20 protein-coding genes and 1 pseudogene are annotated in these 26,627 nt (G+C 67.9%); 15 read left to right on the plus strand and 6 right to left on the minus strand.

All coding sequences use genetic code 11. The annotated features are described in order from the left end of the window. Positions 1–6 precede the first annotated feature (6 nt). The 11 genes and pseudogenes from NP80_RS02035 to NP80_RS02080 all read left to right on the plus strand — a co-directional run bounded on the left by NP80_RS02035 (position 7) and on the right by NP80_RS02080 (position 12,136). Positions 7–1,689, plus strand: a complete 1,683-nt coding sequence (locus NP80_RS02035; protein WP_006399046.1) for a class I adenylate-forming enzyme family protein — start codon at positions 7–9, stop codon at positions 1,687–1,689. Positions 1,690–1,691: 2 nt separating this feature from the next. Then, on the plus strand, positions 1,692–2,462 hold the full coding sequence (locus tag NP80_RS02040; protein ID WP_006410454.1) for an enoyl-CoA hydratase/isomerase family protein: 771 nt from the start codon (positions 1,692–1,694) through the stop codon (positions 2,460–2,462). Further along, positions 2,455–3,210, plus strand: coding sequence for an SDR family NAD(P)-dependent oxidoreductase (locus NP80_RS02045; RefSeq protein WP_006410449.1), 756 nt, complete (start codon positions 2,455–2,457; stop codon positions 3,208–3,210). The genes NP80_RS02040 and NP80_RS02045 overlap by 8 nt, the downstream gene beginning before the upstream one ends. Positions 3,211–3,224: 14 nt before the next feature. Beyond that, positions 3,225–4,391 carry an acyl-CoA dehydrogenase family protein gene (locus NP80_RS02050; protein WP_006410444.1) on the plus strand — a complete coding sequence of 389 codons (1,167 nt, stop codon included), beginning with the start codon at positions 3,225–3,227 and terminating at the stop codon, positions 4,389–4,391. Positions 4,392–4,442: 51 nt separating this feature from the next. Continuing rightward, positions 4,443–5,276, plus strand: coding sequence for a 3-hydroxyacyl-CoA dehydrogenase family protein (locus NP80_RS02055; RefSeq protein WP_230847224.1), 834 nt, complete (start codon positions 4,443–4,445; stop codon positions 5,274–5,276). Between the two features lies 1 nt (position 5,277). Next, positions 5,278–5,934, plus strand: coding sequence for a 3-hydroxyacyl-CoA dehydrogenase family protein (locus NP80_RS02060; RefSeq protein WP_006410439.1), 657 nt, complete (start codon positions 5,278–5,280; stop codon positions 5,932–5,934). Further along, on the plus strand, positions 5,931–7,043 hold the full coding sequence (locus NP80_RS02065; protein ID WP_006410443.1) for a CaiB/BaiF CoA transferase family protein: 1,113 nt from the start codon (positions 5,931–5,933) through the stop codon (positions 7,041–7,043). Before NP80_RS02060 ends, NP80_RS02065 begins: the two co-directional genes overlap by 4 nt. Positions 7,044–7,053: 10 nt before the next feature. Beyond that, entirely contained in the window at positions 7,054–8,043 is a 990-nt protein-coding gene (locus NP80_RS02070) for an NADPH:quinone oxidoreductase family protein (RefSeq protein WP_035947136.1), read from the plus strand. Positions 8,044–8,208: 165 nt separating this feature from the next. Beyond that, positions 8,209–8,340: pseudogene (locus NP80_RS31295) on the plus strand (succinylglutamate desuccinylase); the annotation flags it as partial. Positions 8,341–8,491: 151 nt separating this feature from the next. Next, entirely contained in the window at positions 8,492–10,024 is a 1,533-nt protein-coding gene (locus NP80_RS02075; RefSeq protein ID WP_035947142.1) for a GGDEF domain-containing protein, read from the plus strand. 153 nt (positions 10,025–10,177) lie between these two features. Then, a complete protein-coding gene (locus NP80_RS02080) occupies positions 10,178–12,136 on the plus strand; it encodes a phosphatase PAP2 family protein (RefSeq protein WP_006410453.1) in 1,959 nt (652 codons plus the stop codon). Between the two features lie 63 nt (positions 12,137–12,199). Here the strand turns inward: NP80_RS02080 and NP80_RS02085 are convergent, their stop codons facing one another. Together NP80_RS02085 and NP80_RS02090 are read right to left on the minus strand one after the other, a co-directional pair. After that, positions 12,200–12,514 (minus strand): DUF4148 domain-containing protein, encoded by a 315-nt coding sequence (locus NP80_RS02085; RefSeq protein WP_006399057.1) that lies wholly within the window; start codon positions 12,512–12,514, stop codon positions 12,200–12,202. A 186-nt stretch (positions 12,515–12,700) separates the two neighbouring features. Beyond that, positions 12,701–13,168: an MEKHLA domain-containing protein gene (locus tag NP80_RS02090; RefSeq protein WP_006410442.1), complete on the minus strand. Its 468-nt coding sequence runs from the start codon at positions 13,166–13,168 to the stop codon at positions 12,701–12,703. 326 nt (positions 13,169–13,494) lie between these two features. Here NP80_RS02090 and NP80_RS02095 point away from each other — a divergent pair, with 326 nt between their 5' ends. From NP80_RS02095 to NP80_RS02105, 3 genes are read left to right on the plus strand one after another with little or no spacing between them, the layout of a single operon-like run. Continuing rightward, positions 13,495–16,725: an efflux RND transporter permease subunit gene (locus NP80_RS02095; RefSeq protein ID WP_045592872.1), complete on the plus strand. Its 3,231-nt coding sequence runs from the start codon at positions 13,495–13,497 to the stop codon at positions 16,723–16,725. Between the two features lie 50 nt (positions 16,726–16,775). Next, positions 16,776–18,146, plus strand: a complete 1,371-nt coding sequence (locus NP80_RS02100; protein ID WP_006399061.1) for an efflux RND transporter periplasmic adaptor subunit — start codon at positions 16,776–16,778, stop codon at positions 18,144–18,146. A 31-nt stretch (positions 18,147–18,177) separates the two neighbouring features. Further along, a complete protein-coding gene (locus NP80_RS02105) occupies positions 18,178–19,668 on the plus strand; it encodes an efflux transporter outer membrane subunit (RefSeq protein ID WP_006411954.1) in 1,491 nt (496 codons plus the stop codon). Here the strand turns inward: NP80_RS02105 and NP80_RS02110 are convergent. Further along, a complete protein-coding gene (locus NP80_RS02110; RefSeq protein ID WP_006411960.1) occupies positions 19,649–21,127 on the minus strand; it encodes a heavy metal sensor histidine kinase in 1,479 nt (492 codons plus the stop codon). The genes NP80_RS02105 and NP80_RS02110 overlap by 20 nt on opposite strands. Then, complete coding sequence (locus tag NP80_RS02115; RefSeq protein WP_006411957.1) at positions 21,124–21,801, minus strand: heavy metal response regulator transcription factor; 678 nt, start codon at positions 21,799–21,801, stop codon at positions 21,124–21,126. Before NP80_RS02115 ends, NP80_RS02110 begins: the two co-directional genes overlap by 4 nt. A gap of 693 nt (positions 21,802–22,494) precedes the next feature. Between NP80_RS02115 and NP80_RS31640 the strand changes: the two genes are divergently transcribed. Next, positions 22,495–22,605: a DinB family protein gene (locus NP80_RS31640; RefSeq protein WP_080596276.1), complete on the plus strand. Its 111-nt coding sequence runs from the start codon at positions 22,495–22,497 to the stop codon at positions 22,603–22,605. Positions 22,606–22,812: 207 nt separating this feature from the next. Here NP80_RS31640 and NP80_RS02125 read toward each other — a convergent pair whose 3' ends face one another. Both NP80_RS02125 and NP80_RS02130 read right to left on the minus strand, forming a co-directional pair. After that, positions 22,813–23,895 (minus strand): fimbrial protein, encoded by a 1,083-nt coding sequence (locus NP80_RS02125; RefSeq protein ID WP_006411950.1) that lies wholly within the window; start codon positions 23,893–23,895, stop codon positions 22,813–22,815. 99 nt (positions 23,896–23,994) lie between these two features. After that, entirely contained in the window at positions 23,995–26,613 is a 2,619-nt protein-coding gene (locus tag NP80_RS02130; protein WP_006411958.1) for a fimbria/pilus outer membrane usher protein, read from the minus strand. Positions 26,614–26,627 lie beyond the last annotated feature (14 nt).

Below are 26,627 nucleotides of genomic sequence, written 5' to 3' on the forward strand. Positions count from 1 at the left end.
GACGCCATGCAGAACATCCTGACTCTTCACAATCCGCAGAACGCGCGCGACTACTACCTGTCCGGCGTATGGCAGCAGGAGACGCTCTACACGCTGGCCCGCCGGCATGCGCGCGAACGTCCGACGTCCTGCGCGTTGCGCGATGCCGACGTGCGCCTCACGTGGCGCGAAGTGGTCGACTGGGTCGACAGCGTCGCCGAAGCGCTTCACCGGCAGGGCCTGAAACCGGGCGATCGCGTCGGCATCTGGCTGCCCAACGTCGTCCATACCGCGATCGTTTTTCTCGCCTGCTCGCGGAACGGCTACGTCTGCTGCCCTTCGCTTCACCAGAACTACACGGTCGAGGAGATCCGCACGCTGTTGCACCGCACGCAATGCCGCGCCCTGTTCGCGATGCCGGGATACGGTGCAGACGCCGATCGCCATTCGATCTTCGCGCGCATCGACGAGATCCCGACGCTCGCTGCGGTGTTCGCCCTTCCCGATCCGCTGCGGGATCGGCCGGCCGACCTGGCCGGCGCCCTGCCGTTTCCGGAACGCCAGCCGCCGGCGGCCGTCGCGCCGCCCGACCTGAATCCCGACAAGATCGTCTACCTCGCGTTTACGTCCGGCACGACGGGGCAGCCCAAAGGCGTCATGCACAGCGACAACACGTTGCTGGCCAACGGCCGTGCACTGGTCGAGGACTGGGGGCACACGTCCGATACGACGCTCCTCACGCTCAGTCCGATGAGTCATCACATCGCGACGGTTGCGATCGAGCAGATGCTCGTGGCCGGTCTCGAGCTGGTGATGACGAACCTGCGCGGCAGCAAGCACGCACTCGACTGGATTCTCGAAACCGGCGCGACCTATGTGATGGGTGTGCCGACCCATGCGATGGACATCCTGCAGGCCGTGCGCGATCGCAACCTGCGCGCGCTCGGCGACGTGCGCACGTTCTACATGGCCGGCGCCGCGATTCCCCGGGAAGTCGCACAAAAGTTTCTCAGTCTCGGCGTGACTCCGCAGAACGTCTACGGCATGACTGAAAACGGCTCGCACAATTACACCATCCCGAACGACACGCCGGACACCATCGTTTCGACATGCGGGCGCGCGTGCCGCGGCTACGAAGTCCGCCTGTGGAAACAGGACGACTCGGACGTCGAAGCGGAGCCCGGCGAGATCGGCGAAATCGGCGGCCGTGGCGGGCTGCTGATGCTCGGCTATTTCAGCAATCAGGTCGCGACGGAAACGTCCTTCAACATTCACGGCTGGTTCATGAGCGGCGACCTCGGCATGCTCGACGACAACGGCTGTCTCGTGATCGTCGGTCGCAAAAAGGATTTGATCATTCGCGGCGGGCACAACATCCATCCCGCGCGGATCGAGGAACTGGCGATGCGTCATCCGCTCGTCGAGCGCGCGGCCGCGTATCCGGTACAGGATCAGCGGCTCGGCGAGAAGGTTTGCCTGTCGGTGATCGTACGTACGGGCCAGCATCTCGATCCGCACGACATGCTGGCCCACCTCGCCAACTGCGGGCTGTCGAAATACGACATGCCCGAGTACTACCTGCCGCTCGATGCGTTTCCGCTTACCGCCAGCGGCAAGATCCTCAAGCGCGATCTGGTCGAGATGACGTTACGCGGCGAGTTGAAGCCCGTCTCGGTCCGATACAAGGCCCCCGTTACCGCAGGAGTCTGAACATGGCAATCGAACTCGATTTTTCCGGGCCTTACGCGCTGCTGACGCTAAATCGGCCCGACGCGCACAACGCATTGCAGTTTTCGATGATCGACGCGCTCGCCCGCGCGCTCGACGACGTTGCCGCGTCGGCTGCGCGCGCGCTGATCGTGACGGGCGCAGGCCCGAAGGCATTTTGCGCCGGTGCCGATATCAAGGAACTGATGGATCGCGGGCTGATGGATCAGCGTCGCGGCGCGCAGCGTGGTCAGCGTACGTTCGCCACACTGGCCGCATTGCCGATCCCGTCCGTCGCAGTGCTCCACGGATATGCGTTCGGCGGCGGTCTCGAACTGGCGATGGCCTGCACCTTCCGCATCGCGACGTCGCACGCGCGCATGGGACTGCCCGAAATCAAACTGGGTCTGATTCCCGGATATGGCGGAACGCAGCGCCTGTCGCGCCTCATTGGCGAGGCACGCGCAATCGAACTCGTGATGTCGGGCCGCACCGTCGACGCAACCGAGGCCGAACGATGGGGGCTCGTCAACCGCATCGTGCCGGATGGCGATCCGGTCGAACTTGGCAAGGCATTCATGGCCGAGTTCGTCGGCTACAGCCGGTGCGCGTCCCAATTCGCGCGCGAAGCAGTCGCCCGCGGCGTCGCGACGACGCTCGACGAAGGCCTCGCCATCGAGGCGGATCTGTCGACGCTCGCCTACCAGACCGCCGACGCGGCCGAAGGCATGCGCGCGTTCATCGAAAAACGGACGCCGGAGTTCAAGGATGCGTGATCGTCTCAACGGGACCGTCATCGTGACGGGAGCGAGCCGCGGAATCGGCGCGTCGATCGCGGCCGAACTCGCGATGGCCGGATTCAGTGTCGTGTGTCTGTCCCGGTCCGGCGAGTTGCCGAACGTGACGGATCTCGACGGCGAAGCGCGGCGCAGGATGATGGCGATACGGTGCGACATCACCGACGCACCGGCCGTGCATGCCGCGTTCTCGTCGGTGCCGAAGGCATCGGGGCAGGCTGTCGTCGGCCTCGTCAACAATGCAGGCATTCACCTGCAAGGCCCTTCCGCGACGTTTGCGCTCGAAGATTTCGAACGCGTCATGTTCACCAATGCAACGTCGGTCCTGCTCGCGAGCCAGGCCGCCTACCCGCTGCTGTGCAACGCCGGTGCATCGCTGATCGTCAACATCGGCTCGTTCTACGACAAGCTCGGCGTCAAGGGCAATGCGGCGTATTGCGCATCGAAGGCTGCGGTGGGCGCGTTGTCGCGCTGTCTCGCGGTCGAGTGGGCGCGTCAGGGCATCCGGGTCGTCAACGTCGCGCCGGGCTACATCGAAACCGACCTGAATCGCGACGAGCTCAACGAAGGGGCACTGAAGTCGTTCCTGAAAAAGCGCATCCCGCTCGGTGGCCCCGGCAAGGCGGACGACATCGGGCGATTCGTCGCCGGCCTGTTCCAGCTCCCGTCAGCGTTCGTGACCGGCGAGACCTTCTATGTCGATGGCGGCCAGGGCATTGCCCTTTGATGCAAGGACTCTCTATGAACATTCTGGAACGGCTGGACGCACGCCTCCCGCTTGCCGAAGAAGAACGGATGATTCTCGACAGCGTCAAGGATCTCTGCGCGTCGCAACTTGCGCCTCGTGCCGCCGAATACGATCGATCCGGCACGTTCCCGTGGGACAACCTGCGGGCGATCAACGCACTCGGACTCAACGCGATGTTCGTCCCCGAGGCCTATGGCGGCGCTCCGCTTTCCTACCTGTGCTATCTGGCTTGCGTGCGCGAGATATCGAAGGCATGCGCGTCGACGGGCATCATCTGGGCAACCAATTTCCATGCGATCAAGCCGCTCATCGAGTACGGCAACGAAGCGCAGAAGAACCGGCTGCTACCGCGCATCGCCGAAGGCGGGCTTGCCTCGCTGGCGATCACCGAAAGCGCGGCGGGATCGGATGCGACCGGCATGCGCACGACCTTCACGCCCGATGGCGACGACATCGTGGTCAACGGCGGCAAGATCTTTATCACCAACGGCGACGTCGCCGATCTATATCTGCTGTTCGGCAAATGGTCGACGATCGACGATGCGAAAGCCGCGATCTCCGTGCTGATCCTCGAAAAGGGCACCGACGGCCTGCGCGTGCTCGGAACCGAGCACAAGATGGGCACGCGCGCATCGAGCACCGCCAGCCTGTCGTTCGACGGCTGCCGCGTGCCGCGTGCCAATCTCATCGGCAATCCGGGCGACGGTCTGCGCATTCTCTTCGGGTCGCTCAACCGGTCTCGTCCCAGTATCGCCGCACATGCACTCGGCATCGCGCGGGCCGCGTTCGAAGATGCCGTCGACTACATCAACGAACGCCGGCAATCCGGCAAGCGCATTCTCGAATTTCAGGGCATTCAGTTCATGCTGGCCGACATGGCCTCTGAACTGATCCTGTGCGAATCGCTGCTTTGGCAGCTGGGCGCGCGCATCGATGCCGGCGAACAGGATTTCGGCGTCGAGGCGTCCGTGTTGAAACAGCGGGCGTCCGATGCCGCGATGCGCATTACGACCGACGCGGTGCAGCTGTTCGGCGGCTACGGTTATTGCAACGACTACCGCGTCGAGCGCCTGATGCGCGACGCGAAGATCACGCAAATCTGGGAAGGCACCAACCAGATTCATCGTCAGCTGATCGGACGCAGCTTTCTCAAGAAATAGGAGACACTCATGACAACCATTCAGACCGTCGGCGTCGCCGGCGCGGGCACGATGGGCGCCGGGATCGCGATCGTCGCGGCGCGGGCGGGCTTTCGCACCATCGTCTTCGATGCGCGACAGGACGCGCTCGACAACGCACGCACGCAGACCGAGGCCTTTCTCGCCAAATCGGAGCAACGCGGCAAGTTGCCCGCGGGCGGCGCTGCCGCGACCATGGAACGCTGGCAGTCTACGACCGAGCTGGCGCGACTCGCGCAGTGCGATATCGTGATCGAAGCCGTGTTCGAGGATCTCGCCGTCAAGCATCAGGTCTTCCGGGCCCTCGACACGATATGCCCGGCGACGACGCTGTTCGCGTCCAACACGTCGACGATCTCGATCACCGAGATTGCCGGCGGATCGGGCCGGCCCGACCGGTTCGTCGGCATGCATTTCTGCCTGCCTGCGCAACTGATGAAGCTGGTCGAGATGTCGCCCGGTCTCGAGACCTCCGACGAAACGTTCCGGCGAGCCTGGGCGTTCGCGGAAGCGATGGGACAGAAACCGGTCGCCACGCAGGACACGCCCGGCTTTATCCTCAACTACTTTCTGATCCCGTTCAACAACGATGCGATCCGCCTCCTCGAGCAGGGCGTGGCGGAAGCCGCCGACATCGACGTCGCCATCAAGACGGCGCTGGGCTACCCGATGGGTCCGCTCGAACTGCTCGACCTCGTCGGCATGGACACGCAGAAGCTGCTGTGCGACGCGATGTACGGCTTGACCCACGAGCCTCGTGCGGCCTGCCCGTCGCTCGTGCGGCGGATGATCGCCGCGAATCGACTCGGCAAGAAGACCGGCCGGGGTTTTCACGTGTACCGCGACAACAAGATGTTCGGAGCCTGACATGCGCTATGAGATCGTCACTGCCGGCGAAAGCCGGTCCTTCCCTGCCGCGCACCCGTTCCTGGAGCAGGCGTGCGCCGGCGGCGACGCGCTGGTGTTCGTCGGCGCCGACGCAGGACGCGCCTATGCGGCGTCCACCGGCCTCGCGTCGCGCACCTTCGTCGCCATCGAGCTGGGTACCGAGTGTCTCGGCGTCCACACAGGCGAGCGTCGCGGGCTCGAAGGCAGCAATGTCGTCGGGTTCGCACGGTTTCGGCTCGGCGACGCGGAGCCGAGTGCGCTCGTCGAACTGGTCCGGCAACCCGGTACGTCGACGGCTGCAATCGATGCCGCCAAGGCCGCGTTCGAGGCTTCCGGGCTGGTGGTTGCCGTCTGCAACGACTTTCCGGGGCGCATCGTCGATCGGCTGATTCGTCCGTACTTCAATGCGGCGTTGACGCGTCTCGACGAGAAACTGGCAAGCGCCGACGACCTGGACCAGACGCTCTGCCTCGGGCTCGGCTATCCCGAGGGGCCGATCTCGCTGCTCGAACGCACCGGTCTCGCCCACCACTTTTCGATTACGGACGCGCTCTACCGGGCGCTCGGGCAGGCACCCTACGCGCCCGCACGCCGCGCTCGCGTGGCTGCCGAACGGGCGAGCGGAGGTGCGCAATGACGCAACCGCTCGCGGGACTCAAAGTGCTCGACTTCAGTACGCTGCTGCCGGGACCGCTGTGCTCGCTGCTGCTCGCCGAGGCCGGTGCGGAGGTGATCAAGTTCGAACGGCCGGAGCGCGGCGACGACATGCGCGCGTACGAACCGAAGATCGACGACGACAGCACCAATTTCGTATTGCTGAACCGCGGCAAACGATCGATCGCCATCGATCTGAAAGCGCCCGACGCATTCGAGCGACTGGCGCCGATGATCGATGCGGCCGACGTGCTTATCGAACAGTTCCGCCCCGGCGTGATGGAACGGCTCGGCCTCGGCTATACCGCGCTCGCCAAACGCAACCCTCGGCTCGTGTACTGCTCGATCACGGGCTTCGGACAACATGGGCCGCGCGCACACGAGGCGGCTCACGACCTCAACTATGTCGCGGCAACCGGCATGCTGTCGCTGACGGCCGGCGTCGACGGCCGGCCGGGCTTGCCACCGGCGCTGATTGCGGATGTCGCAGGCGGCGCGTATCCGGCCATGATGAACATCCTGCTCGCGCTGCGGCAGCGCGACCAGACCGGCCAGGGCTGCCATCTCGACGTAGCGATGGCCGACAACCTCTTCACGTTCCTGTACTGGGGCCTCGGCAGCGGCGCACGCGGCCGCTGGCCGCGACCCGCGTCGGAACTCGTGACGGGCGGATCGCCGCGCTACCAGATCTATCGCACGGCCGACGATGCCTTTCTCGCGGCCGCACCGATCGAGGACAAGTTCTGGAGCAACTTCGTCGCGCTCGTCGGGCTGGATGCGGAGGCGTTGGCCCGGCTGTCTCCCGCCGAGGCGACCGACGCGGTGGCCGATGCGATCGCGCAGCGTCCGCTCGCGGACTGGCTCGACCGTTTCGCCGGTCAGGACGTTTGCACGAGCCGCGTCGTGAGCCTCGAGGAGGCCTGCCGCGATCCGCATTTCGTTTCGCGCGGCGTATTCGATCGTACGGTGCGCACGGCAGCCGGCAGCACGCTGCCTGCTCTGCCGGTGCCGGTAGCCGCACCCTTCCGCGATCCATGCCGCGATCGGCCCTCGCCCGCCCTTGGGGCCGACAATGCGCTGTTGAACCGGTGAGGGTACGGACATGAAAGCAATCGTGGTCCACGCATTCACCGAACCGGAACAGCTGACACTCGGCGAGTTGCCCGATCCGCACGTCGGTGACGACAGCGTCCTGATCGACGTGCGCGCCGCGGCCGTCAACTATCCGGACTTGCTCGTCGTACGCGGAACGTATCAGGTGCTGCCCGAGCGTCCGTTCGCACCGGGCAAGGACGCGGCCGGCATCGTGCGTGCCGTCGGGCGCAACGTCACGCACATCCGACCCGGCGATCGCGTGGTCGCGCAAATGGAGTACGGTGCATTCGCCGAGCGGGTCAGCGTCGACCAGCGATCGTGCTTCGTCCTCCCCGATTCGATGCCCTTCGACGATGCCGCCGCCATGGGGCTCGTGTACCAGACTGCGTATTTCGCGCTGGTAGAACGTGGCGGATTTTGCGAAGGCGAGTCCGTGCTCGTCACGGGCGCGGGCGGCGGTGTGGGCTCCGCGGCGCTCCAGCTCGTCAAGAGTCTCGGCGGCCGGGCGCTGGCGGCCGTCCGCGGCGCCGAGCAGGCCCGTGTCGCGACCGAGACGGGTGCCGACGCCATCATCGACCTGACCGCGCCGAACCTGCGCGATTCGCTGCGCGAGCAGGTGCGCGCGGCGACCGTCGATCGCGGTGTCGACGTGCTGCTGGACACGCTCGGTGGAGACGCGTTCGATGCCGCGTTGCGGGCGATCGCATGGTGCGGCCGGGCGGTCGTGGTCGGCTTCGCGTCCGGACGCATTCCCGAGGTCAAGGTCAACTATCTGCTCGTCAAGAACATTGCCGTCAGCGGCCTGCAATGGAGCGACTATCGGGATCGGCAACCCGAGAAGGTTCGCGCCGTCCAGCAGGCGATCTTCCGACTGTACGAGCAGGGCGCGGTCAAGCCGAGGATTGCCGCCAGGCTGCCGCTCGCTCGCGCCGGCGAGGCGCTGACAAAGCTGGCGTCCGGCCGATCGTCAGGCAAATACGTGGTGACGCTTGACTGACGATCCTGCAACGCCATACCTCGATCGCGACGCGACACACGTCCTCGCACTCGATCGCGCCGGGGCCGTATCCGTCGACCGCAACGAACGTTTCCCACGTCTTCCGCAGGATGAACATGCAGAACACAACATCACCGCTGCCCGTCGAGACGGTCGGCATCGTCGGCGAACGGCGAACCGGTCGACACGCCCTATCCCGACTGCGTGCTCGTGATGCCGTCGCTGCGCCAGTTGCGGCCCGGCGTGACGGTCGTGCGCCTCGGGCGCCTCGTCGACGATACCGGCACGCGCGCCTGATCGCGCGCATCGCGCGGCCCGTATCGCCGCGCACACGTTTGCGGCGACCCAGCCCCGCGCGCCGGGCCTCCATTTCTTCGCGCCACTGCCGTTAACCCGGATTTTGATGCCGACCGTGCGCGTTGTGCGGGCCGGCACGACACGCGCGAGCATGTCTGCCTCCACTTCAATCGAGAAAATCGCCGACTGGGCGGGGCGCCACACCTTGTTCGTCGGCGCGCTCGGCACGCTGATGTCGCTGGCCGCGCTCGCGATCAGCGCGCTCACGCTGTGGGCCGCGCGCAGCGAAGTCGTCGAGCATGCGCATGAAACGTCGCGCAACGTCGCCGCGGTGCTCGTCAGCGAGATCGCGCGGACCGTCGAAACGTCGAACGCCGCGCTCGTCGCGCTGGCGTCCGACCTCGGCAATCCGGCCGTGCGACGCATGGACGCCGGCTTGCGGCACGACCTGCTGTTCGAGCGCACGGCCGCGCAGTACGTGACGGGAATGGGCGTGACGGACCGGTACGGCCGGCTGATCGACGGATGCTGCAGTTCGTCGCATCGCTGGGATTTCAGCGATCGCGACTATTTCAACGTCCATCGCGAGGCGGACGGCGTCGGGCTTTACGTGTCGCAAGCGTATCGCGCACGCTCGCGCGGCGGCGCCGAATCGATTGCGCTGTCGCGGCGCATCGAGCGGCCGGACCATACGTTCGATGGCATTGCCGTCGTCGCGATCGACCTCGCGTACTTCGGCCAGTTGCTGTCGCGGCTGAACGTCGGGCCGCACGGCGTCACGGCGATCCTGCGCGCGGACGGCACGATCCTCGCGAGAAACCCGCCGCTCAGCGAGCATCAGATGACGCGCCTGCGCCGCGCGAAGTCGTTCGAGCGCATGGTGAGCCGCGAGTCGGGGTTCTATGCCGCGCATTCGTCGATCGACGGCACGTTGCGTCTGTATACGTTCCAGCGCGTGCCCGGCACGCCACTGATCGCGGTCGTCGCGCCGGCCGAGCGCGACGTGCTGGCCGGCATCACGCGGCTGTCGTGGACGGTCGGCGTGTCGGCGTCGGTGATCTGCGCGCTGTTCTGCGCGGTGGTCTGGCTGCTTGCGTTCGCGTTGCGCGACAATCTGCGCAAGCAGCAGCGGCTGACCGACCTCGCGTGCACCGATCCGCTGACGGGCCTGCACAACCGCCGCGCGCTCGATGCGATGCTCGTCGACGCGTGCGCGCGGCTGCAGCGCGGCGACGGCGGCAGCCTGTCGGTGCTGTTCATCGATGCCGATCGCTTCAAGCAGTACAACGACCGCTACGGGCATGCGCACGGCGACACGGCGCTGCGCTTTCTCGCCGCCTGCATTCGCGCGCATGTATGCCGGCGCGGCGACGTCGCCGCGCGATACGGCGGCGAGGAATTCGTCGCGGTGCTGCCCGATACCGACGCGCGCGGCGCGATGCAGATCGCGGACGCGATCCGCCGCGACGTCGAACGCAACCGGCTCGACGGATTTGCGGATCCGGTGCCCGCGTTCACGGTCAGCATCGGCTGCGCGACGGCCGACCGCGCGCGTGCGGCATCGGCCGATGCATTGGCGCGTCGCGCCGACCGTGCGCTGTATACGGCGAAGCACCGCGGCCGCAATCGCGTGTGCCACGCCGACGTCGAAACCGCCGCGCCAGCCGAACCGGCGATCGTCTAGCGCCCGCACAGCGCACCCTCGCACGCCGCACGGCGACTGCGCCGCGTCGCGCGATGCACCGCACGGCGGCACGACGCGCAACAAATCCGTAACGGCCACGTCACGATCGATCCCGACAATTCGCCATCTTCGGCTTTCAGGATGGAGTGCTGCATGTTCGCGTCATCGAATCGTTTCGCGCTGCACGTGGCCGCGCTGTCGAGTGCGATCGTTCTTGCCGCGTGCGGCGGCGGCGACGATGTCGTCGCCACCGACACGCCGCAGGCGGCCGTACCGGCGCCGCCGCCCGATCCCGGCTTCGTCGACAGCGCGCCGGTGCCGAGCGTGCCCGCGTTCGTCGACACCATCGCGACCAACCAGCGCGGCGACGCGCGCTACGCGACGCTGTCGACGAACGCGGCCGTGCGCGTGCTGAGCCGCTTCCTCGACCTGTGGCAGCCGTCGACGATGCTCGTCGACGCGGGCGTCAGCGCGCCGGCCGACGGCGCGTTTCCCGCGATCTCGCCGTCAACGTGCTCCGGGCTGCCCGACAGCGGCACGCCGTGCGGGACGATCCTGAACGCGGCGGTGCTGTCCGCGAACGTGCAATACGTGATCGATGCGACGACCGCGCGCACGCCGCAGCAGGCCGACGCCGCGTACTTCGACGACCGGCGCGGCAAAGGGTACAGCGTGACCGACGGGATGGGACCGCTGACCGCCGCGTGGCACACCGCGGCACAGCAGACGACGAGCATCACGAGCGTGCCGGCCGACGCGACGACCGTGCTGTACAACGACACCGGCAACAACGTCGGCGTCGGCGGCACCGCGAACGCCGGTTTCGGCAAAGTGGTCGATCTGCTGAACGAAATGGGCAGCAACGCGTCGACGGAGCCGGCGAAGCGCTTCTACAAATACGCACGGCCGTACCGCTGGAGCTCGAGCGTCGTCGTCGCGCCGACGCTCGTGCCGGCGAAAAGCACGACGCCCGCGACCGACGGCGGTTTCGTCAGCGGCCACACGGCCGAAGCGGTGCGCGATGCGGTGACGATGGCGTGGCTCGTGCCGGAGCGCTTCCAGGAAATGGTCGGCCGCGGGCTGGAACTCGGCGAGAACCGGATCCTCGCCGGCATGCACTCGCCGCTCGACGTGATCGGCGGACGCATGCTCGCGCTCGCGGTCAGCGCGGCGAACCTCACCGTGTACGCGAACGATGCGCAGGCCGCGTACGCGCAGGCGCACCAGACGCTGCAGCAGCTCACCGGCACGACCGACGCGACCTTCGCCGCGTTCGCGCATTCGGGCACCGCGGCCACCGACCGGTTCGCCGACTATGCGACGAACAAGGCCGCATTCCTGCGCCGGATGACGTTCGGCTTCGCGCCGATCGAGCCGACCGATGCACCGCCCGTCGTGCCGAAGGGCGCGGAGATCCTGCTGCTGACGCGCTTCCCGTATCTGAGCGCGGACCAGCGCCGCGTCGTGCTGAAGACCACCGAAATGCCGTCCGGCTATCCGGTGATGGACGATGCGGAAGGCTGGGGCCGGCTGAACCTGTTCGCCGCCGCCGACGGGTACGGCGCGTTCAACGGCAACGTGACCGTGTCGATGGACGGATCGAAAGGCGGGCTGAACGCGGCCGACGTGTGGCGCAACGACATCGCAGGCGCCGGCAAGCTGACGCTGCAAGGCAGCGGCACGCTCACGCTTGCGGGCAACAACCGCTATGCCGGCGGCACGCAGGTCGCCGGCGGCACGCTCACGGCCGCATCGGCGTCCGCGTTCGGCAGCGGCGACGTGTACGTCGGCACGGGCGGCAGCGTGCGGATCGCGGCGGCCGCGCCGGTGACGATCGCGACGCGCTATACGCAGCTCGACGGCGCGACGCTGGAACTCGACATTGACGGCAACGGCGGCGGGCGTCTGCGCGTCGGCGGCCCGTTGACGATCGCGGGCGGCACGCTGCGCGTGAAATTCGTGAACGGCTATGCGCCGAAGGCCGGCGATACGATCGCGCTGGTCGACGGCGCGGCGGCGGCAGCGAAATTCTCGACGGTGATCGTCGACGGGTTCCACGCAACGCCGGTGTACACGGCAACGGGCGTGTCGGTCGTGCTGTCCGCCGCGTGAGCGGCGTTCGATGGACCGCGCGGCGTAACGCGCGCGGTCGGTCGTACGACACGCATCACCGGCTCAGTGATGCTCGTACGGACGCTGCGTGTCGACCGACGCGACCGATGTGACCAACGCGACGTGCGCGTTCGCGCCGGCGTTCGGCTGTGCGGCCGCCGCTTGCGATTGCTGCGCGGCGACCTTCGCCTCGGCGGCCTGGATGTCGTCCGGATAGGACGGATCGGTGCCGACCGGCCGGTAGCCGGCCTGCTCGACGCGCACCAGATCGGCGCGCACGTCGGCCCGCGTGACGGGGCCGTTGGCGGTTTGCGCGAATGCGACGAGCGGCGCGCTCAATGCACAGGAAAGCACGACTGCACGGATCCAGCTGTTCATGATGTTCACCTTTGAAAATGACGTGTTCGCGTCCGCTGACGAAGCCGGACTTCCGCTCCCCATCGATGCGATGAAGAGTCCGGTTCATTCTGCGATTCACGCGCTTTCCGGAAGGTGAGCCTTTCATTACGGTGGTGTTATCCGCGCGCCGCCGCGTCGCCGTCGTGCGTTCATGCGTTCATGCGCTCATGCGCCCGGGTCGATCGTGCGCACCTGCGGAATCATCGCGGCCTGGCCGCGCACGATGCCGCCCGCGTCGACGAGTTGCCACACGGTCGCGCGCTCGATCCAGAAACGCTTGCCGGACTTCGTCACGCGCACGCCGCGGTAGTCGGACACGAAGCCGTCGCGCGCGACCTTCTCGAGGAACGACTGCCGCTCGCGCCGCTCCATCGGTTCCGCCGACAGCCGCGACGGCAACGCGGTCAGTTCGTCCCAGCCATATTCGAAGATCGCCTGCGCGCGCTTGTTGCCGTACACGAACACCGGATCGGCCGAGGTGTCGTGCGCGAGGATACCGAACGGCGCGGCGTCGTACAGCCATGCGGCGCCGTCCGCCGCGTTCAGGCCGTCAGGCACGAGCGGCCGGTTCAGAAGCCGGCAATACGAGTCGGCGAGAAGAAGGAAGAAGTCTGCATCGGTGCGCAACGACATCGGTCAAGCTCCTGGCAATCGTCGGCACAGGCGGATGGTCGGGGTTCGACATTATGGACGAAGCGATGCGCGGCTGTCGGCACCGGCGCGAGGGCGGCGCCGTGTTGCCGTGCGGGTGCTCCGCATTGCCCGGGCGACGAAACGCGTTCGGCCATCGCGTACGCGCGCAGCACCGATCGGCAAACGCCAAATTCGAGATCCTCGGCCCGGGTGCACAGATAACGGCTTCGTAATCTTCGGGTCAGCGACGGGTCAACGCCGCGACGGCAGACTGCACGCTTGTCGCAACGAATGCGAATCCGAGCCCTGCATCGAGGAGCAACATCATGTGGATCGTCCGGCTGGCGCTGCGCAGGCCCTACACGTTCGTCGTACTCGCGCTCTTGATCTTCATCGCTGGACCGCTCGCGCTGCTGCGCACGCCGACCGACATCTTTCCGAGCATCGACATTCCGGTCGTCAGCATCGTGTGGTCGTACAACGGCTTCTCGGCCGAGGACATGGCGAAGCGGATCACGTCGAACTACGAACGCGCGCTCACGTCCGACGTCGACGACATCGAGCACATCGAGTCGCAGTCGCTGAACGGCGTGTCGGTCGTGAAGATCTTTTTCCACCCGGGCGCCGACATCAACCGCGCGATCGCCGAAGCCGCGAGCAATGCGGCGTCGATCCTGCGGATCCTGCCGCCCGGCACGCTGCCGCCGAACATCATCACGTACAACGCGTCGACGGTGCCGATCCTGCAGCTCGGCCTGTCGAGCGACACGCTCGCCGAACAGCAGCTGTACGACCTCGGCAACAGCTTCATCCGCACGCAGCTCGCGACCGTGCAGGGCGCCGCCGTGCCGCTGCCGTTCGGCGGCAAGATCCGGCAGATCGTCGTCGATCTCGATACGCGCGCGCTGCAGGCGAAGGGGCTCGCGCCGATCGACGTCGTAAACGCGATCAACGCGCAGAACCTCATCCTGCCGGGCGGCACCGCGAAGATCGGTACGCGCGAATACAACGTGCAGATGAACGGCAGCACGCAGACCGTCGCCGCACTGAATAACCTGCCGGTGAGGACGGTCGGCGGCAACGTCGTGTACGTGCGCGACGTCGCGCACGTCCGCGACGGCTATGCGCCGCAGACCAACATCGTGCGTGCGGACGGCCGGCGCGCGGCGCTGCTGACGGTCGAGAAGACGGGCAGCACATCGACGCTGACGATCATCGACCAGGTGAAGGCGATGCTGCCCAAGATCGAGGCCGGACTGCCGAAGGCGCTGCACATCGCGCCGCTCGACGATCAGTCGGTGTTCGTGAAGGCGGCGGTGCAGGGCGTCGTGCGCGAAGCGCTGATCGCCGCGTGCCTGACCGCGCTGATGATCCTGCTGTTTCTCGGCAGCTGGCGCGCGACGCTGATCATCGCGGTCTCGATTCCGCTCGCGGTGCTGACGTCGCTGCTCGCGCTGTCGGCGCTCGGCCAGACGATCAACATCATGACGCTCGGCGGGCTCGCGCTTGCGGTCGGGATCCTCGTCGACGACGCCACCGTCGCGATCGAGAACATCACGCATCATCTCGAACTCGGTGCGCCGCTCGAGGACGCGATCCTGACCGGCGCGGGCGAAATCGCGGTGCCGACCTTCGTGTCGACGCTGTCGATCTGCATCGTGTTCGTGCCGATGTTCCTGCTGACCGGCGTCGCGCGCTACCTGTTCGTGCCGCTCGCCGAGGCCGTGATCTTCGCGATGATCGCGTCGTACTTCTTCTCGCGCACGCTGGTGCCGACGCTCGCGATGGCACTGATGCGCGCGAAGCGCCAGGGCCGGCCACCGCGCGGCATGTTCGCGCGGCTCGCGCGGTTCCAGGCCGCGTTCGAACACCGCTTCGAGGCCGTGCGGCTGCGCTACCGCGCGCTGCTGTCCGCGGCGATCGCGCGACGCCGCCGCTTCGCGGCCGCGTTCCTGCTCGCGTGCATCGCGTCGACCGGCCTGTATGCATTTGCCGGGCAGGATTTCTTCCCGTCGGTCGACACCGGCGAGATTCGCCTGCACCTGCGCGCGCCGACCGGCACGCGGATCGAGGAAACCGCGCGGCTCACCGATGAAGTCGAAGCGAAGATCCGCACCGTGATTCCGCCGCGCGAACTCGCGGGCGTGCTCGACAACATCGGCGTGCCGGTGAGCGGGATCAACCTCACGTACGACTCGTCGGACCCGATCGGCAGCGAGGACGCAGACGTGATGATCACCCTGAAGCCCGATCACGCGCCGACCGCCGCGTATGTCGCGACGCTGCGCAACGTGCTTGCGCAGTCGTTCCCCGGCGTCACATTCGCGTTCCTGCCGGCCGACATCGTCAGCCAGATCCTGAATTTCGGCTTGCCTGCGCCGATCGACATCCAGATCGTCGGCAACAAGCTCGACCGGAACCGTGCGGTCGCGAATGCACTGCTCGCGAAGCTGCGCGGCGTGCGCGGGCTCGTCGACGCGCGCATCCAGCAGCCCGGCGACGAGCCCGCGATCGACGTGAACGTCGATCGCACGAAGGCGATCCAGGCCGGCCTCCAACAGCGCGACGTCGCGCAGAACCTGCTGATCGCGCTGTCCGGCAGCTCGCAGACGACGCCGAACTTCTGGCTCGATCCGCGCAACGGCGTCAGCTATCCGGTGCTCGTGCAGACGCCGCAGTACACGGTGAACTCGCTGCAGGCGCTCGCGAACGTGCCGCTGCCGACGAGCGCCGCGCGCGCGCCGCAGACGCCGGCCGGCGGCCCGGCCGCCGGTGCGCCCGCGCAGAACCTGCTCGGCGCGCTCGGCACGTTCTCGCGTGCGACGCAGCAGGCCGTCGTGTCGCACTACAACGTGCAGCCGGTGCTCGACATCTTCGCGTCGGTGCAGGGGCGCGATCTCGGCGGCGTGACCGCGGACGTGACGAAGCTCGTCGACGACGCGCGCGCGCAACTGCCGCCCGGCTCGTCGATCGTGCTGCGCGGCCAGGTGCAGGCGATGCACGAATCGTTCACGGGCCTGCTCGGCGGACTCGTGCTCGCGATCTCGCTCGTCTATCTGCTGATGGTCGTGAACTTCCAGTCGTGGCTCGACCCGCTCGTGATCGTCGGCGGGCTCCCCGCGTCGCTCGCCGGCATCGCATGGATGCTGTTCGTCACGCGCACCACGCTGTCGGTGCCCGCGCTGACCGGCACGATCCTGTGCATCGGCATCGCGACCGCGAACAGCATTCTCGTCGTGAACACCGCGCGCGAACAGCTTGCCGGCGGCGCGTCGCCGTGGCAGGCCGCGCTCGAAGCCGGCTTCAGCCGCTTCCGTCCGGTCCTGATGACGGCGCTCGCGATGCTGATCGGCATGCTGCCGATGGCGCTCGGTCTCGGCGACGGCGGCGAGCAGAACGCGCCGCTCGGACGCGCGGTGATCGGCGGGCTCGCGTTCGGCACGCTGTCGACGCTGCTGTTCGTCCCGGTGCTGTTCGGCTTCGTCCACGCGTGGCTCGCACGGCGCCGCGCGGCGGCCGCCGAACGCGCCACACCCGACACGCCCGCACTGCGCTGAACGCGGCTGCCCGCCCTTTCCATTCGAATCGACCGACTGGGGAATTCCTCATGACCGACCCGACCCTCGAACCGCTCGCGCCGCCCGCCGACGCGCACCAACCCGCTGCCGCCGCACGCGGCGCACTTCCCGATGCACCGCCGTCGCACCGCCGGCGCCGCGTCGCGCTGCCGCTTGCCGCGATCGCGGCCGCCGCCGCGCTGCTCGCGATCGGCATCGTGCCGCGGATCGATGCGCGCGCCGCGCAACGCACGCAGGTTGCCGCGCAGCAGGCGCTGCCCGTGTCCGTGATCGTACCGGGCGCCGCACCTGCGGATCAGACGCTTACGTTGCCCGGCGCGGTGATGCCGTACGCGGAGGCGTCGATCTATGCGCGCACGAGCGGCTATATCGCACACTGGAGTGCCGATCTCGGCACGCACGTGAAGGCGGGCCAGACGCTCGCGCAGATCGCGGCGCCCGATCTCGACGCACAGCTGCGGCAGGCACGCGCCGACGCGGCGAGCGCGCAGGCGAACTACGACTATGCGAAATCGACCGCGCAGCGCTGGCAGGACATGCTGAAAACGCAGTCGGTATCGCAGCAGGACACCGACACGAAAGTCGCCGACATGAACGCGAAGCGCGCGATGCTCGCGTCCGCGCAGGCGAACGTCGCGCATCTCGCCGAACTCGTGTCGTACGAATCGGTCGCCGCGCCGTTCGACGGCGTGATCACCGCGCGCAACGTCGACGTCGGCACGCTCGTCACGGCCGGCGGCACGCCGGGCAGCCCGGGGCTGTCCGGCGAACTGTTTCATCTCGAACAGACCGACACGCTGCGCGTGTTCGTCGACGTGCCGCAGGACAGCGCGGCAGGCGTATCGGCCGGCACGCCGGTCTACCTGACCACGCAGCAGTATCCGGGGCGGCGCTTTCCCGCGCGCGTCGCGCGCACCGCGGGCGCGATCGATCCCGTCACGCGCACGCTGCGCGTCGAGATCGACGTCGACAACCGCGACGGCGCGCTGATGCCCGGTGCATATGCGCAGGCGCATCTGGTCGTGCCGAGCGCGGCGCCCGCGCTCGAACTGCCCGTCAGCGCGCTGCTGTTTCGTCCGGATGGCGTGACCGTCGCGACTGTCGACGCGCACGGACGCACCGCGCTGAAGACCGTGCAGATCGGCCGAGACTTCGGCACGCGCGTCGAGATCGTCGCCGGGCTCGCGGCGACCGACCGCGTGATCGACAACCCGGGCGATGCGATCACGGCCGGCGAAGCGGTAAAGATCGTGTCGACCGCACATGAAGCGGTGCCGGTTGCGTCGTCGTCGGCTCACGCTCGGCCGACCGCTGCGGCCAATGCGGCGTCGAACGCGAACGTGCGCGCGATGCGCGCGGCCGCCGCGGCCGCGCAGGTTGCCGTGCCCGCGCGCAACTGACCCATCGACGACAACCTGCGAGGTGCCTGCCATGCGCATCCTTTCTCCGCTCCCGTTCGCGCGCCGCGTCGTCGCGCTCGGCATCGCCGCTGTGCTCGCCGGCTGTTCGACGCTGCCGCCCTATTCGCCCCCTTCGGTCGAGGTGCCCGCGCACTATGCGGGCGCGCAGGCCGGCTGGGACGTCGCCGCACCCGCCGATGCCGCACCGCGCGGCGCGTGGTGGACCGTGTTCGGCGACGCCGATCTGAACGCGCTCGAAGCGCGCGTCGACGTGTCGAACCAGACCGTGAAGCAAGCCGTTGCCGAGCTCCAACGGGCGCGCGCGATGGTCGACTATCGGCATGCGGGCTTTCTGCCGACGATCACGGCCGGCGTCGCGCAGAGCCGCGCGCGCGTGTCGCAGAACCGGCTCGGCTCGTCGCTCGCGGGCAAGACGACGCCCGACTATCAAGCCGGCGTCGCCGCAAGCTGGGAGCCCGACGTGTTCGGCCGCGTGCGCGATGCAGTGGCCGGCGCGCAGGCGAATGCGGACGCGAGCGCGGCCGACCTCGAAGCCGTGAAGCTGTCGGTCACTGCCGAACTGGCGACCGACTATTTCGCGCTGCGCTCGCTCGATACGCAGAAGCAGCTGCTCGACGATACCGTTCGCGCGTATACGGACGCGCTGACGCTGCTGAAGCAGCAGCTCGCCGCCGGTGCGATCGACGCGTCGGCGGTCGCGCAGGCGCAGACGCAGCTCGAATCGACGCGCACGCAGGACACCGACATCGATGCGTCTCGCGCGCAGTTGCAGCACGCGATCGCGACGCTCGTCGGCGAAAGCGCGTCGACGTTCGCGCTGCCGCCGCGCGTGCAGACGTTCGACGTGCCGGCGATTCCGGCCGGCGTGCCGGCGCAGCTGCTAGAACGGCGGCCCGACATCGCGGCGGCCGAGCGCCGCGTCGCGGCCGCGAACGCGCAAATCGGCGAAGCGCGCGCCGCGTTCTTCCCCGATCTCGTGCTGTCGGCAAGCGCCGGGCTCGAAAGCGGCTTCTTCGCACCGTGGCTGTCCGCGCCGAGCCTGTTCTGGTCGCTCGGCCCGCAGCTCGCCGGCACGCTGTTCGACGGCGGCCGCCGCAGCGCGTCGCTGCGCGGCGCGCATGCGCAGTACGACGGCGCCGTCGCCGACTATCGGCAAACCGTGCTCGTCGCGTTTCAGCAGGTCGAGGATCAGTTGTCCGCACTCGACGCGCTCGCGTCCGAAGCGCGCAGTCAGCAGCGCGCGACCGATGCGGCCGACCTGTCGCTGAGGCTCACGACGAACCGCTTCAAAGCGGGCGCCGTCAGCTATCTGGATGTCGTGACCGCACAGACGATCGCGCTGACGAACCGCCGGCTCGCCGATCAGATCGCGGCCCGCCGGATGGAAGCGGCGGTCGCGCTGATGAAGGCGCTCGGCGGCGGCTGGCACGCCGGCGCCGACGCGGCGGCGAACGCGGCGAACGCCGCGAGCGGTGCAGCCGCTACGAAGCCGGATGCTTGACGAACGTGAGGATGAAGCGCGTGCCGCTGCTGTCGCTTTCGACGCGCGCGGTGCCGCCGTGCAAGTCCATCACCGAGCGGACGATCGCGAGGCCGAGACCGGCCGCGCCGCCCGGCACGCCGCCGCTGCGTGCCGGATCGCCGCGCACGAAGCGGTCGAAGATGCGCGGCAGCAGCGCGGGATCGATCGGCTCGCCGGGATTGGCGACGCTCACGTGCACCGCGTCGTCGGTCTCGTCGACACGCAGCGCGATCGTGCCGCCGGCCGGCGTATAGCGCAGCGCGTTCGCGAGCAGATTGCTGACCGCGCGGCGGAACAGTTCGAGATCGGCGGTCAGATGCCCGCTTCCGTCGACGTGCAGCGTGGAACCCGCTTCGTCGGCAAGCCCTTCGAAATAGCCGGCGATGCGTGCGAGCTCGTCGCGCACGTCGAATGCGCGCTGCCGCGTGACGAAGCCCGGATGTTCGGCACGCGCGAGAAACAGCACGTTCTCGATCATCCGTGCGAGACGGTCGTACTCCTCGAGATTCGATTCGAGCAGCGCCTGGTATTCGGCGACGGCACGCGGCCGTGCGAGCGCGACTTCGGTGGCACCGCGCATGTTGTTCAGCGGTGTGCGCAGATCGTGCGCGAGATCGGCGCTGAATTGCGACAGATGGCCGAACGCCTGCTGCAGCCGGCCGAGCATCGCGTTCTGCGCGTCGACGAGCACGCGCAGCTCGCGCGGTGCGCGCGACGCGTCGACGCGCATGTCGAGCTTGTCGACCGTGATCGCGCCCGTGTTCGCGACGATCTCGCGCAGCGGCGCGAGCGCCGTGCGGATCAGCCACACGCTGAGCAGCATCGCGAACAGCGCGCCGACGCCGCCCGCGATCTCGAGCGTGTCGCGATAGCCGTGCAGCAGTTCCGCGCGATCGCTCATGTTGCGCGCGACCGCGATGCGGATCTGCGACCGGTCGCGCAGCGCCGCATCGGTGACGACCCCGCGCACCGGCGTGCCGCCGTCGGCCGTCCACGATGCGATGCGGTCGACGGTGATGCGCTCGGTCGCGGGCACCGCCGCCGCGTGCGGCGGAAACAGGCCGGCGTCCGGCAGCACCGACGACGATCCGGCCGCCGCCGGCGCTGCGTCGCGCAGCTCGCCGAGTTCGGTGCGCTCGACGTTGTGACGCGCGAGCACGTGGCCGTCCGTATCGACGACGGCCATCGACAGCGCCTCGTTGCCGAGCACCTGGCTCGTCAGGCGATCCGCGTGCGCGCGCACCGCGTCGACGGACTCGAGTTCGCTCGCGAGCCGCCGCGCATGGCGCGCGGCGAGCACGATGTCGAGATCGTCCTGCGTGCTGACCTGCCGTTCGAGTCCTTTGTAGACATAGGTGCCGACGAGTCCGAACGCCGCGAGCGTGGTCGCGCCGAACGCGATCGCGAGCGTCGCGGTCAGCGAGCGGCCGCGCGTCATGCGCCGTCCTTCGGTTCGAGCACGTAGCCGACGCCGCGCACCGTGTGGATCAGCTTGACCGGGAAATCGTCGTCGACCTTCGCGCGCAGCCGCCGGATCGCGACTTCGACGACGTTCGTGTCGCTGTCGAAGTTCATGTCCCACACGTACGACGCGATCTGGGTGCGGCTCAGCACTTCGCCGTGCCGGCGCGCGAGCAGCTGCAGCAGCGAGAACTCGCGCGGCGTCAGGTCGATCCGCACCGCGCCGCGCTTCACGCGCCGCCGCACGACGTCGATGTCGAGATCGCCGACCGTGATCCGCTCGGTCTCGCGCGGCGGCCCGCGGCGCGCGAGCGTGCGCACGCGCGCGAGCAGTTCGACGAACGCAAACGGTTTGACGAGGTAATCGTCCGCGCCGAGTTCGAGCCCGTGCACGCGGTCCTGCACGTCGTCGCGCGCGGTCAGGAACAGCACCGGCGTCGTATGCGTGTCGCGCAGCCGCTTGAGCACGCCCCAGCCGTCGAGCACCGGCAGCATCACGTCGAGCACGATCACGTCGTACGACTCTTCCTGCGCGAGCAGCAACCCTTGCGCGCCGTCGGTCGCGAGATCGACGCTGAAGCCGGATTCCTCGAGCCCCTTCTTCAGATAGGCGCCGGTCTTCGGTTCGTCTTCCACTATCAGGATGCGCATGATCGGCTCCATCGCAGGCGGTTGGCGGAGATTCGGTGATGTTACCGGGAAAAATCGGGATACGGCGCCGGCCGGTGCGGCAGACCGGCGGACGGGCACATGCGACCGTCGGCCGCCGCGCTTCGGCAGCCGGGCGCGGTCGCGCGGCGGCACTACGCGCATTCGGCGACGCGCCGCTCCGCGCACGTCGGCACCGGCCGCGCGCCCGGCAGCACGCCGGCATCCGGTACGCATCCGGTACGCATCCGGTCGCGTCGCCGCGGCAATACGCGAATGGAAGCAAACCGATTCATCTGTCGCTCCGGATGCGGAAACGCGGACCGGTCGCGGCCGGCGGCCGCCGCTGCCGCGCATCGAGCACCGCGCGGCACAGGCGCAGGCGCAGGCGAGCGAGACGGGATCGACCCGATTCGGTAACGGGATGAAACGAGCGTAGCCGGTGTCGCCTTACCGGCGCCCGACCCGAAGATGACAATTTCGTCATCTGTGCGCGCGCCGCGAACGGATCGCCTGCCGTTTCTTCGCCGGCCGGCATTTCGCGCCGCTCGGTCCGACACAATGCCCGACCTCGACACGCTCGCGCGCGACGCGGCCGACGCCGACGACGGGTAGGTCGCGTATGTCGCCGGTGTCGACGCAGGCGCCCTCGACGAGCCGATCGATTTCACGTTCACGAACGGCAAGCCGCCACGGATGCGGCACGGCGACATTCTGCAGCACGCGTGCCATCACGGCACGTATCATCGCGGCAACGCCGATGCGCCGCTGCAGTTGCCCGCGCTCGTGCCGGTTGCGATTCGGTGACCGATTTTCTCGAGAAGGGGTGTAACGCCCGTGGCGGCGTGGTCCTGAGTGCGGCGCACCGTGAGCTTGATGCCGGCTTACACACATGAGTCATGCGACTGCGCGAACGCGGGCCGGCGACGCCCGCTCTCGCAAGCCGACTGATATCGATCGCGCATCCCGACCGAAACGGCCCGTCACCGCGCCGCATCCGGCGCCGCCTGCCGGCTACTGATATGAAAACGTGACGAACATCCGCGCGTTGACGGTTCCCGGCCCGACCTTCGGCTCGGTCTTCACGTACTTCACGGTAAACGGAATCAACAGCGTGTTATACGCGTTGGCCGTCCCGACCAGCCACTGGTTCGGATTGCCCTTCGTCGACGATTCGGGGCCGAACGCGATCGGCGTCGACGATTTATCGCGGAAGATCTGCAGACCGAACCCGCTCGCGGTCGAGCCCGGCCCAAGCGTGAGTGCCGTCGACAGGTTCGATCGATCGTTCGCATCCGTCAGCGTCGCATGAACGGCCAGCGTGGTATCGCATTTGAGACCGATTTCGAACGAAGAAGAAACGGCCGATGTCGCGCCGACTTCCTTGAAGTCGTACGTAACGACTCTCGGCAGCGTGACCGTCTGGCCGTCCCCCGCGACCACCTTGCAGCCCTGCGCCGCGACGGTGATCGGCACGCTGGCCAACGGAATATCGGCGGTCAGCGGCTTTCCGCTGCCGTCGATGATGGTGTACCTGCCGACGTTCTGTGTCGGGACCCGGTAGCTGCCGGTTGCGAGACGTCCGGTCACGACAAGCGCGGCTTTCACCGTGATGGACGTTTCCATTGACGAAGGGCTTGCCGCGCCGCCGTACGGCACATCGATTCCGCCTTCTTTCACGCCGGTTTCGGGGCCGCGGAAGGTCTGGATCAGAAGCGCATAGCCGACACCCGGAACGCCTGTTTCCCAGATGTCCGACACTTGTCCTCCGTTCCACACGTGCTGTACGCCGGGCACCACTTTTCCCAGCGACTGGAACCTGCCCTTCAGATTTTGGCAATCTGCATTGGTCGTCGGCTCGTTGAACTCGTAACGCCATCCGTTCACTTTCGCCGTTGCAGTCGGTGCAAGCAACGATCCGTGCTGCACCGCGTCCGCCGGCCCGGAGAACGATAGCGCGGAAATGCCGATCACGTTCGACGTCACGGTCCACCGGGCGGCCGTACAAGCCGCGAGCGCCTGCTGGCCATGGACCAGCAGAACGGCCAGCGACGCGTACTTCAGCATCTGCAGCAGACGCTTCAAATCCTTGCGCATAATGCCCCTCGGCGTACACACTTTCGTTGATCGAGCGATCGGGTCGGCTCGCGGCCGATCGCAATGTCGCATTCGCACGCGCGACGGCGTGCGCCGCGGTCACGCGCCGGACGTCGTGCGGTTCGACAGCGCCGGCGCGTAATCGGCAGCGGGCGCCGCGGCGCATGGCAAATCGAGGCTCTGCGGCGGCTGATAGCCGGAAGTTCGCTTGCGCACCGGCAGCGCGTACGACAACCGGCACGCGGATGCCGAGTCGGCTGTGCCCCACGTGACGGTAAGCTCGCCTTGCTCCGCGAGGCCGCGCGCGAAGATCTTTCCGCCCTGCCCGACGATGCCGACGTCCGCGCCCTTGCCGTCCTTCACCGCCGCACCGAACGGCAACGGCGTGCCGTCCGGCTGACGCGCGCGAATCACCGCGGAGCGGCCGTATACGGTCTTGAACGTCACCATCGGCACCGCGCCTGCGAGCGGCGCGACACGCTGGCTGGTTTCCCGCAGCTCGACGTCCGTCGACAGCCCCTTCGGGTCGATCGTGATGTCGTTGATCGAGAACGGCGACAGATACGGGACGATCGCGTAACCGTTGCGATCGACCTGCACACCGGTCGAGTTCGTGATCCGCGCGCCGGCCGCATGCGGTGCCGACACGATCGCGAACGTCTCGCCGACCGGCTGCGACAGCGTGACGCCGCCCGGATGCGCGACAACCGCGCCGCGCACGCCGACCGAGTACTGCTGATAGTCCGCGCTCGCGCCCATGCTGCCGCTCAGTTCGGCCAGCGCGCCGCGATACGTGAAGTTCGCACCGCCGCTCGTCTGCGAATTGCCGAAGCCCGAGCGGTGCATCACGTTGACGCCGTATGCGAGCTTGCCGTCCGTACCGGCCGACCCCGACAGCGAGGTCTGCCATTGCGTCGACCCACGCGAATCGTGGCTGAAGTTCGTCGACACGATGGCCGGCCGCGTGCGGCCGAGCGGAATCGACAGCCCCGCATAGATCATCGTGCTCGATCCTGCGAACGCATTGCGCTGGCGCGTGGCCGACACGGTATACGCGATGTTGCGGAACGTGTTGTTGTAGCCGATCGTGTAATCGACGTCGGAGCCGCTGCGGTTCCAGTACGTGGCCGCCGATACGGTCGCGTTCACGCTGCCCCACGTGTCGCCGAACTGCTGGCTCAGCGTCAGCGATGCGCGATTGCGCTGCCGGTAGAGGCTCGACGAGCGGATGTCGGAGGCCGCCTGATCCCGCGCGCGCATCGCGTCGTTCAGCCCGAAGAAGCCGTTCGTCGAATAGCGGTACGCGGCGATCGCGATGTTCGTCCCGGTGGCGGCGACCGTCTTCGCATAGCTCACGCGGACGCTTTGTCCCGAGTAGCGACGCTCGCCGGGCACCTGCGTGCTCGCGTGCGTGACGTCGGCGCCGATCGCGCCGAGCGACGTGTTCAGCACGCCGCCCAGCATTGCAGACACGTAGCCTTCGGCCACCGTCACGCCGCCGTAGCCGGTGAGCGTGTTCGTGAACCCGCGCTGCCACGTCGCCTGCATGAACAGCGGCGACGTGTTGTCGAGGTTGCGAACCGCGCCGGCCGTGAAGCTGTAGCGGTTCTGCCCCGGACGCAGCGACAGCGGGATCGCCGCGAACGGCACCGAGAACGCGTGGACGGAGCCGTCCGCTTCCGTCACGGTCACATGCAGATCGCCGCCGTAGCCGGTCGGGTACAGATCGTCGATCACGAACGCGCCCGGCGCGACCGTCGTTTCGTACAGCCGCATCCCGTTCTGCGTGATCGTGACCTTCGCGTTCGAGTTCGCGACGCCGCGCACGACCGGCGCATAACCGCGCTGGGATTCCGGCAACATCCGGTCGTCGGTGTACAGCCGAACACCGCGGAACGACGTCGAATCGAACAGATCGCCGGACGTATACGTATCGCCGACAACGAACTGCGACGACCAGCGCGCGACATCGCGCTGCAAATAGGTCGCGACGTTCTGGTAGCGCCGCCCGCCGCGATCGTCCCAGCTGAACGAACCGTTGTGCCGGAAATGCCAGCGCTGCACATTCAGGCCGCCGTCGAGACCGACGTAGCCCTGCGTGTTGCCGTGCCCGCCGCGCATCTGCGAGTGGTAGGTGTTCGCGTTGTAGCCGAGCATCGCGACCGGCACGCCGGCCGTCCACTGATCGGGACTCACGTACCCGCGCGCGCTGCGGCGCATCGCGATCTGCGGAATGCTCAGATCGAGCCGTTGCTCGCTGAAGTCGAAACTGACGGACGCGTCGGGAATGATCTGGCCGATACGCAGGCACGCCTCTTCCTGCTCGAACGTCGCGCGAATGTCCTTCGGCAGGCGTGCACGATCGACGCCGATCCGGTCGAGCAGCGCGCGGTCGAAGCACGGCTGCGCGTCGGGCGTGTTCGGGGCGGCCTTGAACGGAACGTCGGCGCGGCCGACCCAGCGGCCGTCGACGTAGATGTCCGGCGTATAGCGGCCCGGCCGCACGACGTTGCCGCGCCCGTAGCGCGACACGTCGATCGCGCCGGCACCTTGCAGAAACGCGCTCTCGAATTCGACCTGTGCAAACTCCGTCTGCGCGACCTGGAACGTTTCACCGGGCTCGCCGGCACGCGCCTGCGCCTGCCATCCCGCGATAATGGTGAGAAGCAGTGCGCAGATAGGCTTCAGGCGCGGCTGGTTGTCTAGCCTCCGATCCATGACTTGCCTCTCCA

Origin of the sequence: Burkholderia multivorans ATCC BAA-247 (assembly GCF_000959525.1) — a bacterium.
GTDB classification, from domain to species: domain Bacteria; phylum Pseudomonadota; class Gammaproteobacteria; order Burkholderiales; family Burkholderiaceae; genus Burkholderia; species Burkholderia multivorans.

Coding starts and splice junctions, on each gene's coding strand:
- NP80_RS02035 (WP_006399046.1), top strand. CDS start 7: ATGCAGAACATCCTGACTCTTCACAATCCGCAGAACGCGCGCGACTAC.
- NP80_RS02040 (WP_006410454.1), top strand. CDS start 1,692: ATGGCAATCGAACTCGATTTTTCCGGGCCTTACGCGCTGCTGACGCTA.
- NP80_RS02045 (WP_006410449.1), top strand. CDS start 2,455: ATGCGTGATCGTCTCAACGGGACCGTCATCGTGACGGGAGCGAGCCGC.
- NP80_RS02050 (WP_006410444.1), top strand. CDS start 3,225: ATGAACATTCTGGAACGGCTGGACGCACGCCTCCCGCTTGCCGAAGAA.
- NP80_RS02055 (WP_230847224.1), top strand. CDS start 4,443: ATGGGCGCCGGGATCGCGATCGTCGCGGCGCGGGCGGGCTTTCGCACC.
- NP80_RS02060 (WP_006410439.1), top strand. CDS start 5,278: ATGCGCTATGAGATCGTCACTGCCGGCGAAAGCCGGTCCTTCCCTGCC.
- NP80_RS02065 (WP_006410443.1), top strand. CDS start 5,931: ATGACGCAACCGCTCGCGGGACTCAAAGTGCTCGACTTCAGTACGCTG.
- NP80_RS02070 (WP_035947136.1), top strand. CDS start 7,054: ATGAAAGCAATCGTGGTCCACGCATTCACCGAACCGGAACAGCTGACA.
- NP80_RS02075 (WP_035947142.1), top strand. CDS start 8,492: ATGTCTGCCTCCACTTCAATCGAGAAAATCGCCGACTGGGCGGGGCGC.
- NP80_RS02080 (WP_006410453.1), top strand. CDS start 10,178: ATGTTCGCGTCATCGAATCGTTTCGCGCTGCACGTGGCCGCGCTGTCG.
- NP80_RS02085 (WP_006399057.1), bottom strand. CDS start 12,514: ATGAACAGCTGGATCCGTGCAGTCGTGCTTTCCTGTGCATTGAGCGCG.
- NP80_RS02090 (WP_006410442.1), bottom strand. CDS start 13,168: ATGTCGTTGCGCACCGATGCAGACTTCTTCCTTCTTCTCGCCGACTCG.
- NP80_RS02095 (WP_045592872.1), top strand. CDS start 13,495: ATGTGGATCGTCCGGCTGGCGCTGCGCAGGCCCTACACGTTCGTCGTA.
- NP80_RS02100 (WP_006399061.1), top strand. CDS start 16,776: ATGACCGACCCGACCCTCGAACCGCTCGCGCCGCCCGCCGACGCGCAC.
- NP80_RS02105 (WP_006411954.1), top strand. CDS start 18,178: ATGCGCATCCTTTCTCCGCTCCCGTTCGCGCGCCGCGTCGTCGCGCTC.
- NP80_RS02110 (WP_006411960.1), bottom strand. CDS start 21,127: ATGACGCGCGGCCGCTCGCTGACCGCGACGCTCGCGATCGCGTTCGGC.
- NP80_RS02115 (WP_006411957.1), bottom strand. CDS start 21,801: ATGCGCATCCTGATAGTGGAAGACGAACCGAAGACCGGCGCCTATCTG.
- NP80_RS31640 (WP_080596276.1), top strand. CDS start 22,495: ATGCGGCACGGCGACATTCTGCAGCACGCGTGCCATCACGGCACGTAT.
- NP80_RS02125 (WP_006411950.1), bottom strand. CDS start 23,895: ATGCGCAAGGATTTGAAGCGTCTGCTGCAGATGCTGAAGTACGCGTCG.
- NP80_RS02130 (WP_006411958.1), bottom strand. CDS start 26,613: ATGGATCGGAGGCTAGACAACCAGCCGCGCCTGAAGCCTATCTGCGCA.